We start from the raw sequence: 12582 nt of genomic DNA, 5'->3' as shown, positions 1-12582 counted from the left end.
ACAGGTGAGCGATGATGGAATGACCCACTCCTCAAGTCGTCATCGAGTGAGCGATCTCTCACTCGTGCCGCCCGTCCCGGAAAGGCTGTTCTTCATGGCACCGCGCATCCTGCTGGCCCGGCACGGACAGACCGAATGGTCGCTGTCCGGAAAGCACACCGGCAGGACCGACATCCCGCTCCTGGAAGAGGGGCGGCGCGGCGCCAAGCTGCTGGGCGAGCGGCTGCACCGGGCACCCTTCGACGGGCTCCCCGGGGTCGAGGTGCGCACCAGCCCGCTCGCGCGCGCGCACGAGACGTGCGAACTCGCCGGTTTCGGGGAGCGCGCGAGCACCTGGGACGCGCTCATGGAGTGGGACTACGGCGCCTACGAGGGCATGACCCCGGCGGAGATCCAGGGCATCCGCCCCGGCTGGTTCATCTGGCGCGACGGCGTCCCCGAGGGGGAGACGCTGGAGCGGGTCACCGCGCGCGCGGACGAGGTCGTCTCATGGGCCCGCTCCGAGGACCGCGATGTGCTGGTCTTCGCCCACGGCCACATCCTGCGTTCCATAGGCGCCCGCTGGCTTGGCCTTCCGCTGGACTTCGCGGCCCGGGTCCGTCTCAACCCGACCTCACTGTCGGTGCTCGGCTGGGCCTACGGGGAGCCCGCCGTCGAGGTGTGGAACGACTGCGGACACCTGAGCGCCTGACCGGAGCCCGGGGCTGCTCTCACGCCGTGCGGGGCAGGCTCGCGTGGCGGTCGAGGAACGCGGAGACGCCCGAGGCCCTGCGGTGCGGGAGCAGGACACGGGCCGTTGCCGCCAGCATGGCCTGGATGCGGGAGGACTGGACCTCGTTCAGCAGGTCCAGGACGCGCAGACCGGCGAGGGCGGCCTCGTCGGGGCGGCCGCCCCGGGCGAGGTCGTCGGCGAGTTCCGCGGTGTAGAGGGCGATGTTGCGGGTGAAGTGCGGGTCCTGGAGGTGGGCGGCGCGGCGTGCGTGGCGGGCCGCCCGGGTCCAGTCGCCCAGCGTCGACCAGCACTGCGCTTCGAGACCCTCCAGTTCGGCCTCTCCGTAGAAGGTCATCCACTCGGGATCGGTCTCCGAGGGGCCCCGCTCGTAGAGGGCCTGGGCGCGGGCCATCGCCTGCTCGCATCCCCTGCGGTCGGCGAGCCCGGCCCAGCCGCCCGCCTCGCGCAGCGCCAGCAGGGAGAGCAGCCGGGGGGAGCCCAGAGGGCGTGCCGCGCGCTGGGCCGCCTGGGCCGCGCGCACGGCCTCGCGCGGGCGCCCCGCGTCGCGCGCGAGGAACGCCGTGTTGCAGAAGGCGTGCGCCTCAAGACCCGGGTCGCCGGCCATCCGGGCGGTCGCGAGGGCCTCCGCGTAGTGCGAGCGCGCGTCGTCGAAGCGCCCCGAGTCGTGTGCCAGCCAGCCCACCGAGATGGCCAGTTCGCCCGCCCCGGAGTACAGCCGGTCGGCGGTGGCCTGCCGGGTGGTGCCCGCGTCCAGCAGCGCGTACGCCGTGCGCAGGGGTGCCGCGGCGCGCCGGTAGAGGCCGTCGGCCCCGTGCCGGTCGTCGAGCAGCCGGATCTTGCGGACGGCCTCTTCGAGGGCGCCCGCCTCGGACGTACCCGCCCGGTGGACATGCCGTCCGACCGCCGCGGCGCTGCCGCCGAAGGAGCCCGCGAAGGGGCCCAGTGAGGCCGCCGCCACGGTGGCGGTGCCTCGTGTCATGAATGCGCGACGCTGCACGTCGCTCTCCTCGTGGTTCTGATCGCGTTGCTCGTACGGGTCGTACGGATCGCACGAGTGGTGCGGGTCGTACGGATCATGCAAGTCGTGCGGATCATGCGGGCTGTACGGGTCGTGCGCGGTGTGCGGGGAGTGCAGAGCCCGGGAGCGGCGTGCACCCGGCGTCTCATACGTCTCGTGCGCCCCGTCGGTCTCATACGGGGCGTGTGAAGGGTTCGTGGAGTGCGCGGGGGGCGCTTCGTCCGTGTCGCGCGCCCCGCGTCCGCGGACCCGGGAGCGGGGGGTGAAACCGAGGTCGGTCAGCGTGCGGCCGGGGAACATGTGCAGGAACACCCGCTCGTACGCGTAGTTGGGACAGCGGATCTCGCCCGCCTCGACGCGCCCGATGTAGCGCGCGTCGCAGCTGACCCGCTCGCCGATCTCGCGCGCGGCCCTCCGCACCGCCGCGGCGAACTCGCCCGGGGAGCGCTGGCCGCGCAACCGCCGGAAGGCGAGATTCGGCCGTGGTGGCCGGGGGGACGGGGACGAGGTCACCGTTGACGACGCCATGGCCGGGCCCTCTCTTGCGAACCGTCGAACCATGCCGGATTTCGGGCTGGGTTGACCGGGTTGTGCCCAGTAGGTGCCCTGCTTCCGGCGGGGCAAGAACGTACCCGTTGTGACAACGCCGCCACGCTGGGTTTGGCTACAAACCGGATATCTCATCCACGATCTGCCATGAACTGCCATCCTTTGTGGCGGAGTTTCGCCGTAGCCGTTGACGTCCTGGCGCGTTGAACCGGGTGGACCGGGAGCCGCCCGAACTCCCGACCCACTCGTCATGAGGAGGGGTTCCGTTGGAGGCCGGGATGCAGATCACGCAGAGCACCGATTTCCGTACACCGCCGTCGACCGCGCAGCACAGGCCGTCCCCGGAGTGCGGCGTTCCGCTGCTGCCGGCCACCGAATGCGACCTGGTGACCGTGCCGGCGCGCCAGGGACTGGAGGCGGTCGACATCCTGCGCCGTGGTGCGGCCGACCTCGTAGGTCCCGTTCTGCACGACGGGGGCTGCGACACCCTCGGCTTCCTGGTGCCACCGGGCACCGCGGACGCCTGGGACGTGCCGGGCAGCACCTGTACGCAGACCATCGGCCGCGGCCTGCGGCCGGCCCCCGAGCCCCCGGTCGAGGGCTCGGACTGGCTGCTCCCGCCCGGCGAGGCGGACCTCGCGACCGACCCGGCGGTGCTGCGGGCCGCGCTCGGCGAGGCCGCCCGGCTGATCGAGGCGGCGGACGGTTGCAGGTGACCCCGCCGGGCGGCCCGCGGCGGCCCCCGCTTCCGGATGCCCGCGGGAGCGGTCCCGGTCGCGGCGCCGGTGAGTCCTGCTGGTCGCCTGTCCGGCCACCCCGCGGACGGCGTCCGTGAGCCCTCGCGGCGCCCGCCCGGCCACCCTCGTGACCGGTCGCTGAGCCGAGCCGTCGTCGCGCCCCGATAATGGCGGGATGGCAAGGGCGAGGAATCAGCGGGCGGACGAGGGCCGCGACACGGGGCGGGGCGGGCGACGGGGGCAGGCGGCGGCCGAGGCGGTCGTGGAGGCCGTCGACGGCGGGCTCGCCGAGCTGCTGCCCGACCGCGACCGGGCACGCGCCTGGACCCTGCTCATCGACGGCGCCCCGCAGTCCCACGTCGACCTCGACGACCCCGCCTACCTGAGCTTCGAGTACCAGCGCCGCCTCGGCCATGTCATCGACCTGGTCGCCCCGCCCGGCAAGCCCGTGCAGGTCGTTCACCTCGGCGGCGGCGCCCTCAGCCTGGCCCGCTACACGGCCGCGACCCGACCCCGGTCCACCCAGCAGGTCGTCGAACGCGACGCGGCCCTCGTCCAACTGGTCCGCCGCGAACTGCCGTTGGATCCGAACGCCCGGATCAGGGTCCGTTCCACGGACGCCCGGGAAGGTCTCGCGAAGGTGCCCGACGGCTGGGCGGACCTGGTCATCGCGGACGTCTTCAGCGGCGCGCGCACCCCGGCACACCTGACGTCCGTCGAGTTCGTCACGGAGGTCCGCCGGACGGTGAAGGACTCCGGGGTCTACGCCGCGAACCTCGCCGACGGGCCCCCGCTCGCCCACCTCCGCGGCCAGATCGCCACCGTGGCCTCCGTCTTCCCCGAACTCGCCCTGGTCGCCGACCCGACCGTGCTGCGCGGCAAACGTTTCGGGAACGCCGTCCTCGTCGCCTCGGGCCACCCGCTGCCGATCACCGAACTGACCCGCCGCGCCGCCTCCGACCCGCACCCCGCCAGGGTCGAACACGGCAAGGAGCTCCTGGACTTCACGGGCGGCGCCGTACCGGTCACGGACGCGGTCGCGGTCGCGTCACCCGCGCCGCCGCCGTCCGTGTTCCGCTGACCCGGCGTCAGCACACCCTGGAAAGCGGCTCCGACATGTACGCCGGTCCGTCAGCAGGTCGCGTACTCCCGCTCGCCTGCTCAGGCCGCCCGCGTACGTCCGTACGCCCGCCGCGTCCGTCGGGTCAGTACGTCCCGATGTCCACATGCGGCGGCCCGTCGTGCCAGTCGCAGAACACCGACACCCGGTCGGCGCCCGAGGTGAACTCCACGCGGATGTACGTGTCCACCTTCCACACCTGCATCGACCAGCCGGTGTTCGGCGTCGCGGACACCAGCGTCCCGTACGTGGCGGTGATGTCGAAGACCACCCGGCCGCCGTCGGAGTCGTAGCTCTTGACCTGTCCGGAGGAGGCGGGGGAGGCCGTCGAGGTCGGCGAGGCCGCGGTGGGACCGCCGTTCGCCGGCGCGGACTTCGAGGGTGCCGCGTTCGGCTCCGGGCTCGTGGACGGCCTGCTCGGCGCGCTCCTGGACGGCTCGGCCCGCTGGGTCGAGGACGCCAGCGGTCTCGTCTCCCGCGTCGTCGCACCGGCCGCCGTGATGGGCAGGGCCCGCGGCGGGTCGTACGCCGTCCCCGTCATGACGGTGTGGACACCCCACCACGACAGCGTGACCGCCGCGCCCGTGGCGAGCGACCACGCGAGTACGTGTACGAGTCCTCTGCGCATCGCGGCCATACTGCACCACGAGCCCCAACGGTGTCTCACGACCCCGCCAAGATCCGTAATGTCCCGGGGATGCGGCCGGGATTGTCCACAGGTGCCCTCCCGGGGTTGTCCACAGCCTCCGTACGGCGTCCCCCGGATGGCGTACGGTGCCGCCCATGGCAAGTGTGCTCGTTGTCGAGGACGACCAGTTCGTCCGCTCGGCCCTCATCCGGCATCTGACCGAGGCCGCGCACATCGTGCGCAGCGTCGGCACCGCCCTGGAGGCGCTGCGCGAGGTCGCCCACTTCTCCTTCGACGTCGTGATCCTCGACCTCGGACTGCCCGATCTGGACGGCTCCGAGGCGCTGAAGATGCTGCGCGGCATCACCGACGTCCCGGTGATCATCGCCACCGCGCGGGACGACGAGACGGAGATCGTCCGCCTGCTGAACGCGGGCGCGGACGACTACCTGACCAAGCCGTTCTCGGTCGAGCACCTGTCGGCGCGGATGGCGGCGGTGCTGCGCCGTTCGCGCGCCACCGTGGGAGACGCGCCCGTGTCGACGGTCATCCGCGTCGGCGGGCTCGCCATCGACCCGCTGCGCCGCCAGGCGGAACTGGACGGCGTACGACTCGACCTCACCCGGCGCGAGTTCGACCTGCTCGCCTTCCTGGCCGGGCGTCCCGGCGTCGTCGTGCCGCGCAAGGAACTGCTCGCCGAGGTGTGGCAGCAGGCCTACGGCGACGATCAGACCATCGACGTCCATCTGTCCTGGCTGCGAAGGAAGTTGGGGGAGACGGCGGCACGCCCGCGCTATCTGCACACGCTGCGGGGCGTCGGCGTGAAGCTGGAGCCGCCGAGAGTGGAGCGACCGCTGTGAGGTGGGCACTGGTCAAGGTGTGCGTGGCGGTGACGACGATGGTCGTGGTCGCCTTCGCGGTCCCGCTCGGCCTGGTGATCAAGGAGATGGCGCGCGACCGGGCGTTCTCGAACGCCGAGCGGCAGGCCGCCGCCATCGCGCCCGCGCTCTCCATCACCACCGAACGGGACGAGCTGGAGCGGGTCGTCGCCTCGGCCGGCTCGGACATGGGGATCGGCGTGCACATCCCCGCCGCCGACGGCAAACCGGCGGTCGAGATCGGCAAGCAGCGCGCCGCCGGCAAGGACATCGCCATGACCCGGCGGCTGGGCCGCGCCTCCACCACCGACGTCCCCGGCGGCTCCGCGCTGCTCCAGCCCATCGCGCTCAGCTCCGGTGAGATCGCGGTCATCGAGGTGTACGTCCCCGAGGCCGAGGTCAGCAACGGCGTCGGTACGGCCTGGGCGGTTCTCGCCGGGGTCGGTGTCGCCCTCGTCGTCGGCTCCGTCGCGGTCGCCGACCGGCTGGGCGTGCGGATGGTGCAGCCCGCGCAGCACCTCGCCGAGAGCGCGCACGAACTGGGCGAGGGGAAGCTGGGCTCCCGTGTGCCCGAGGAAGGGCCGACCGAACTGCGGCTGGCCGCCGTCGCCTTCAACTCCATGGCCGACCAGGTCGTCCAACTGCTGGCCAACGAACGGGAACTCGCCGCCGACCTCTCGCACCGGCTGCGTACACCGCTGACCGTGCTCCGCCTCAACACCGCCTCGCTCGGCGACGGGCCGGCCGCCGAACAGACCCGGGCCGCGGTCGCGCAGCTGGAGCGCGAGGTCGACACGATCATCCGGACGGCCCGGGAGGCCAAGCCGCAGACCGCGGCGATCGGCGTCGGCGCCGGGTGCGACGCGTCCGAAGTCGTCCGGGAACGCATGGACTTCTGGTCGGCGCTCGCGGAGGACGAGGGCCGCAAGGTGCGGGTGGCCGGCGTGGACCGGCCGGTCCGCATACCCGTGGCCCGCGCCGACCTCGCCGCCGCGCTCGACGCCCTCCTCGGCAATGTCTTCCGCCACACCCCCGAGGGCACGGCCTTCGCGGTCGACGTGCACAACGCCGAGGACGCCGTGATCATGCTGGTGTCGGACGCGGGCGCGGGAATAGTGGATCCGGTGGCGGCGATGGCGCGCGGACGCGGCTCGGGCAACGACGGGTCGACGGGCCTCGGTCTCGACATCGTGCGACGGCTCGCGGAGTCGACCGGCGGGGACGTACGGATCGGCTCCTCCGTGCTGGGCGGAACCGAGGTGCGCATCTGGATCCAGCTCGACGGACGGGCCCCCGTCCGGAGCGGGCACCGGGGCAGGGTGCGGCGCCGCAAGCGCGGCGCGGGCGTGCGCTGAGCGACAGCTGTGAGACGCGCCAAACCGCTCACATTGGTCTCGACCTTTAACGGCTCCCGATGCCTTCCTTAAGCGCACCCTAAGATCCGCAACCACCGTCCGGATCAAGCGGTTTGACCGATTCCGGATCGCTAGCGTGATGCCGCACTCCCTGGGACGTCCCCAGCGAACCCCCGTGAATCCGCGAAGGCAGGCACACGCGATGAGCAGTACGCACCGGCGCAAAATCAGTGGCAGGAACAAGGCGATAGGCGGCATCGTCGCCGCGGCCGTGGCCGGCGGTGGCGCCCTCCTGTTCACCGGTATCGCGAACGCGGCGAGCGTCGGCGCCGCGTACACCAGGACCAGCGAGTGGTCCACGGGGTACACCGCGCAGTACGTCGTCTCCAACGACACGAACCAGGCGAAGCCGGACTGGACGCTGGAGTTCGACCTGCCCTCGGGCTCCAAGCTCAGCTCGCTGTGGGACGCGACGTCGACGGTGAGCGGGCAGCACGTCACCGTGAAGCCGCCGTCCTGGGACAAGGACGGTCTGGCGGCCGGCGAGTCCGTCACCGTCGGCTTCGTCGTGAACGGCACCGCGAACCCGACCGGCTGTGTCATCGACGGCACCAAGTGCTCGGTGGACGACGGCGCGACGCCCGAGCCGAGCGGCCGTCCGACGCAGACCGCGACCCCGACGGCCACGCCCACCCCGACCGCGAGCGCGACGCAGAGCGCGACCCCGAAGCCGACGGCGACCGCCACCGCCACGGCCACCCCGTCCCCCACGCAGACCTCGGGCAGCGGCACCACGACGTCCGCGGGCTTCGCGCCCTACGTCGACACCTCCCTCTTCCCGGCCTTCGACCTGGTCAAGGCGGCCGACGCCACCGGCGTGAAGAACTACAACCTCGCGTTCATCACCGACGGCGGCGGCTGCACGCCGAAGTGGGGCGGCGTGAGCGACCTCGCCAGCGACGCGGTGGCGGCGCAGATCGGCGCGCTGCGCGCCAAGGGCGGCGACGTCCGGGTCTCCTTCGGCGGAGCCTCCGGCTCGGAGCTGGCCACGACCTGCTCCTCGGCCGACGCGCTGGCGGCGGCGTACGGCAAGGCCGTGGACGCCTACAAGCTCACGAAGGTCGACTTCGACGTCGAGGGCGGCGCGCTGCCCAACGCGACCGCGAACACGAACCGCGCGAAGGCCATCGCCAAGCTCCAGCAGCAGCACCCGGGCCTGGACGTCTCCTTCACCCTGCCGGTCCTGCCCCAGGGCCTCACCCAGGACGGCGTGAACCTGCTCTCCGACGCCAGGTCCAACGGCGTGAAGATCAACGCCGTGAACATCATGGCGATGGACTACGGCCCCGCGTTCAGCGGTGACATGGGCGACCTCGCCCAGCAGGCCGCCACGGCCACCCAGGCGCAGATCAAGAGCGTCCTCGGCCTCTCCGACAGCGCCGCGTGGAAGACGGTCGCCATCACCCCGATGATCGGCGTCAACGACGTGTCCTCGGAGATCTTCAAGGTCGACGACGCCTCGCAGCTCGTGACCTTCGCGCAGTCCAAGGGCCTCGGCGGGCTCTCGATGTGGTCCGCCGCCCGTGACAAGCAGTGCGCCGGCGGTGCCAAGAACTCCGCCGACGCGGTGTGCAGCTCCATCCTCCAGAGCGACGGCGCCTTCTCGAAGGCGTTCGCCGCGCTGAAGTAACCCGACCAGCCACTGCGAAACGGGGGTCGCACGCCCCGGCCGGACTTCTCCACCCCCCACCCGGCCGGGGCGTCGTAGTCGTTTCTCACCGGCTCCGAGCCGGCCCCCAGGAGTCGTCCTTGAGCGCGAGGCGCAGGTTCGCCGGCGCGCGGGGCGTGGAGGTGGCGATGTCGCCGGGCCGCCGACCTGGGCGTGCGACGCGGCCTCGTGGATGACCGCTCGGTATGTCACCGCCGCGTCGCCGAGCAGGACACGCTGCCGCGCGAGGCGGAACCCGACGTAACGGACGGCCCGTTGAGGGTCCCCTTCGGTGGCTCCCGGCACCGCGCGGGCGTACTCCTCGGTCTGGAGCATCCCCGGGATCACGAGCGGCTCGTGCGTCCGCAGCACCGTAGACCGGGATTCCAGTTCCGTCAGGTCCCGGGCCGGGGCAAGGCGACCTGGTTCGAGCTGGGACGGCCGGATCTCTGCGGGTGACCGTCGGGGTGCGATGCGCGCCCCCACGGACGGCAGGGCCGGGCGGGGTGACAGGCGATGCGGCAGGTCTGTGACGCGGCTCACCAGGAAAAGGTGACAGGACGTTGTCGCGGACGGCTGCGACTGTCGACAGCATGACGATCACAGACGAGGACTGCCTCGCCGAGACCCTGAAGTTCAACGAGACCTTTGCCGCCACCGCGGCGAGCCGCCAGGCACGCGAAGGGGTGCCGGACGCGACCCTGCTCGCCGCGCTGCGGCGCAACCGGCTCGCCGGCGACGCGCCACCGGTGAGACTGCCGCAGGGCCAGGACCGCGTCATCGCGGGCGGGGTGAAAGCCCGCGTGTTCGTACCCGACCACGTCGACGGCGTGTACCTGCACATACACGGAGGCGGCTGGGCGTTCGGCTCCGCGGACGGGCAGGACGAGAGGCTGTGGCGGCTCGCCGAACAGGCACGGCTGGCCGTGGTCAGCGTGGAGTACCGCCTCGCGCCGGAACACCCGTTCCCGGCCGGGCCCGACGACTGTGAAGCGGCCGCCCGATGGCTGGTGGACCACGCCGCAGCCGAGTTCGGCACTCAACGGCTCCTGATCGGCGGTGAGTCGGCCGGTGCCCATCTGAGTGTCGTGACCCTGCTGCGCCTTCGCGACCGGCACGGCGTCACCGGCGCGTTCCGGGCGGCCCACCTGCTTTTCGGCCCCTACGACCTGTCGATGACACCGAGCCAGCGACTGTTCGGATCAAAGCGGCTGCTGAGCAACACCGAAGCGCTGCGCGGCAGTTACGAGCTGTTCACACCGGCCATGGGGACGGAACAGCGCCGCGATCCCGAGGTCTCACCACTGTTCGCCGACCTGTCCGGCCTGCCGCCCGCCCGGATCGTCGTCGGCACCGAGGATCCGCTCCTGGACGACTCGCTGTTCCTGGCCCGACGCTGGCAGGCGGCAGGCGCGGCTGTGCAACTCGGTGTCGTCGCCGGCGCGATGCACGGCTTCACCCTGTTCCCCCTGACCGTCACCGAGCGGGAACTGCGGCGCGAGCGGGACTTCCTGTCCACCGCGGGGCGGTAGCGTCGGCCGAGTGAACCGCACCACTAGGCTCTACGCGCTGGTAGAAGAGCTGCGCGCGGCGGCGCCGCGGCCGCTGACGGTCGCCGCGCTCGCCGCGCGGTTCGAGGTGAACACCCGCACGGTGCAACGTGACCTCCAGGCGCTGATGGAGGCCGGTGTCCCGGTGCGCGCCACAGCCGGGCGAGGCGGGGGCTGGTCGATCGACCCGGAGATGACCCTGCCCCCGATCCGGTTCACCGCCGCCGAGGCCTCGGCACTGGCCGTCGCGCTCGCCGGGGCGGACGCCTCCGCCCCGTACGCCGGTGCGGCCCGTACGGCAGCCCAGAAGATCGCGGCCTCGATGACCGGTCCCGCCTCGGTGGCGGCACAGGAACTCGCCGCACGGATCGTCACGCTGCCCTCCCCGGCCGACTCCACGGTCCGCGCCGCGGTGGAGCGGGCCCTCACCGCGAACTCGGTCCTGCGGCTGTCCTACGTCGACGCGGCAGGGCGCGAGAGCGACCGCGTGGTGGAGCCCGCCGGACTGCTGACCGCCGACGGCCGGTGGTACCTCATCGCCTGGTGTCGCACGCGAGAGGCCGGACGGGGTTTCCGGCTCGACCGCATCACAGCGGCGGCTCCGACCGATGAGCAGGCGCGGTCCCATGACCTGACCCAGCTGCTGCTGGGCTCGGCCGCAGCCGGGGCGAAGCGGCCCACCGCGCTGGCTTCCCTCACGCCCCCGCCCAGGAAACGGAAGGCGCCGCGTCGGTGACGTCTCCTGTCACCGAGAACGCGGCGAGGCGCGGCACCCCCCTCGGGTGCCGCGCCCCGTACCCCGTGTCCCCCGTGTCCCCCGTGTCCCTCGCGCCCGGGATCCCCGTGTCTCCCGGGCGATGGCCTACTCCGCCGGCGTCACCGGTGCCAGCGTTCCCGTGCGGGCCGCCCGGCTGTACCAGTGGGCGCTCGACTTCGGGGTGCGGACCTGGGTCGCGTAGTCGACGTAGACCGCGCCGAAGCGCTTGCCGTAGCCGTAGGCCCACTCGAAGTTGTCCATGAGCGACCAGAGGTAGTAGCCACGGACGTCCGCGCCGTCGGCGATCGCGCGGTGCACGGCGGACAGGTGGCCGTTGAGGTAGGCGATGCGCTCGGGGTCGTGGACGCGGCCGTCCGGGTCCGGCTTGTCGTCGTAGGCCGCGCCGTTCTCCGTGATGTACAGGGGCAGGCCCGGCGCCTCACGGGTGTACCGCATGATCAGGTCGTGCAGACCCGTCGGGTCGATCGTCCAGCCCATCTCCGTGCGCTCGCCCGGGGTCTGGTGGAACGTGACGTCGTCCGCGCCCGGCCAGGGGGAGTGCGAGCTGGCGCCGTGACCGTCCGCGCGCGGACCGTCGGCGGGAGCGGCGGCCGCCGAAACCAGCGTCGGCGTGTAGTAGTTGAGGCCGAGCGCGTCCAACGGCTGGTGGATCGCCCGGAGATCGCCGTCCTGGACGAACGACCAGTCGGTGACCGACCGGGTCGCGGTGAACAGGGTCTGCGGGTAGGCGCCGTGCAGCATCGGGCCGTGGAAGACGCCGTTGGCCAGGTCGTCGATGCGCTGTGCCGCGTCCAGATCCGCCGGGTCCTGCGAAACCGGCCTGACCACCGAGGAGTTGAGGCTCACCGCGACCGAGTTGCGGGACGGCATCACGGAACGGAGCGCCGAAGTGCCGAGCCCGTGCGCGAGGTTCAGGTGGTGGGCCGCGCGCAGCGACGCCGCCGGGTCCGTCCGGCCGGGGGCGTGCACCCCGGAGCCGTAGCCCAAAAAGGCGCTGCACCAGGGCTCGTTCAGGGTGATCCACTGCTCCACGCGGTCGCCCAGCGCCTCGCCCACGATCTGCGCGTACTCCGCGAAACGCAGCGCCGTCTCGCGCTCGGGCCAGCCGCCCGCGTCCTCCAGCTCCTGCGGCAGGTCCCAGTGGTAGAGGGTGACGGCGGGCTTGATGCCGTGCGCCAGCAGTTCGTCGACCAGACGCCGGTAGAAGTCCAGGCCGCGCTGGACCGCGGGGCCCCGGCCGGTCGGCTGCACCCGCGACCAGGAGACCGAGAAGCGGTACGCGCCGAGTCCGAGGTCCGCCATCAGGGCCACGTCGTCGCGGTAGCGGTGGTAGTGGTCGACAGCGATGTCACCGTGCTCGCCGCCGGCCGTCTTGCCAGGTGTATGGCTGAAGGTGTCCCAGATCGAGGGCGTGCGGCCGTCCTCCCGCACCGCTCCCTCGATCTGGTACGCGGAGGTCGCCGCGCCCCAGAGGAAGGCCGGAGGGAAAGTCACGGACGTTACGGACTCAGGCATGGAAGCGCTCCCA

General features: G+C 72.4%; 11 protein-coding genes and 1 pseudogene. 8 read left to right on the top strand and 4 right to left on the bottom strand.

Going from position 1 to position 12582, the window contains the following annotated elements:
• The first annotated feature begins 94 nt into the window (after window positions 1–94).
• Entirely contained in the window at window positions 95–691 is a 597-nt protein-coding gene (locus ACZ6KY_RS10655; RefSeq protein ID WP_469309959.1) for a histidine phosphatase family protein, read from the top strand.
• 19 nt (window positions 692–710) lie between these two features.
• On the opposite strand, the gene ACZ6KY_RS10650 is transcribed toward ACZ6KY_RS10655, so the two are convergent.
• Complete coding sequence (locus ACZ6KY_RS10650) at window positions 711–2279, bottom strand: hypothetical protein (RefSeq protein WP_469309958.1); 1569 nt, start codon at window positions 2277–2279, stop codon at window positions 711–713.
• A 299-nt stretch (window positions 2280–2578) separates the two neighbouring features.
• Here ACZ6KY_RS10650 and ACZ6KY_RS10645 point away from each other — a divergent pair, with 299 nt between their 5' ends.
• Window positions 2579–3016: a hypothetical protein gene (locus tag ACZ6KY_RS10645; RefSeq protein WP_469309957.1), complete on the top strand. Its 438-nt coding sequence runs from the start codon at window positions 2579–2581 to the stop codon at window positions 3014–3016.
• Between the two features lie 196 nt (window positions 3017–3212).
• Complete coding sequence (locus ACZ6KY_RS10640; protein WP_469309956.1) at window positions 3213–4118, top strand: spermidine synthase; 906 nt, start codon at window positions 3213–3215, stop codon at window positions 4116–4118.
• A 124-nt stretch (window positions 4119–4242) separates the two neighbouring features.
• On the opposite strand, the gene ACZ6KY_RS10635 is transcribed toward ACZ6KY_RS10640, so the two are convergent.
• Window positions 4243–4785, bottom strand: coding sequence for a hypothetical protein (locus tag ACZ6KY_RS10635; protein ID WP_469309955.1), 543 nt, complete (start codon window positions 4783–4785; stop codon window positions 4243–4245).
• A 155-nt stretch (window positions 4786–4940) separates the two neighbouring features.
• Here ACZ6KY_RS10635 and ACZ6KY_RS10630 point away from each other — a divergent pair, with 155 nt between their 5' ends.
• From ACZ6KY_RS10630 to ACZ6KY_RS10620, 3 genes are all read left to right on the top strand, one after another.
• Window positions 4941–5645, top strand: coding sequence for a response regulator transcription factor (locus ACZ6KY_RS10630; RefSeq protein ID WP_469309954.1), 705 nt, complete (start codon window positions 4941–4943; stop codon window positions 5643–5645).
• A complete protein-coding gene (locus ACZ6KY_RS10625) occupies window positions 5642–7018 on the top strand; it encodes a sensor histidine kinase (protein ID WP_469309953.1) in 1377 nt (458 codons plus the stop codon). The genes ACZ6KY_RS10630 and ACZ6KY_RS10625 overlap by 4 nt, the downstream gene beginning before the upstream one ends.
• 202 nt (window positions 7019–7220) lie before the next feature.
• Window positions 7221–8708 (top strand): glycoside hydrolase family 18 protein, encoded by a 1488-nt coding sequence (locus ACZ6KY_RS10620; protein WP_469309952.1) that lies wholly within the window; start codon window positions 7221–7223, stop codon window positions 8706–8708.
• A 183-nt stretch (window positions 8709–8891) separates the two neighbouring features.
• On the opposite strand, the pseudogene ACZ6KY_RS10615 reads toward ACZ6KY_RS10620, so the two are convergent.
• Window positions 8892–9212, bottom strand: a pseudogene (locus ACZ6KY_RS10615) (Scr1 family TA system antitoxin-like transcriptional regulator); the annotation flags it as partial.
• 107 nt (window positions 9213–9319) lie between these two features.
• Between ACZ6KY_RS10615 and ACZ6KY_RS10610 the strand changes: the two are divergent.
• Both ACZ6KY_RS10610 and ACZ6KY_RS10605 read left to right on the top strand, forming a co-directional pair.
• Window positions 9320–10258: an alpha/beta hydrolase gene (locus ACZ6KY_RS10610; RefSeq protein WP_469309951.1), complete on the top strand. Its 939-nt coding sequence runs from the start codon at window positions 9320–9322 to the stop codon at window positions 10256–10258.
• A 10-nt stretch (window positions 10259–10268) separates the two neighbouring features.
• Complete coding sequence (locus ACZ6KY_RS10605; RefSeq protein WP_469309950.1) at window positions 10269–11012, top strand: helix-turn-helix transcriptional regulator; 744 nt, start codon at window positions 10269–10271, stop codon at window positions 11010–11012.
• 126 nt (window positions 11013–11138) lie between these two features.
• Here the strand turns inward: ACZ6KY_RS10605 and ACZ6KY_RS10600 are convergent, their stop codons facing one another.
• A complete protein-coding gene (locus ACZ6KY_RS10600) occupies window positions 11139–12569 on the bottom strand; it encodes a GH1 family beta-glucosidase (RefSeq protein WP_469309949.1) in 1431 nt (476 codons plus the stop codon).
• Between the last annotated feature and the right edge of the window lie 13 nt (window positions 12570–12582).

This window comes from Streptomyces sp. NPDC042002, from assembly GCF_055588305.1.
This window is presented reverse-complemented; position numbering and strand designations above follow the sequence as displayed.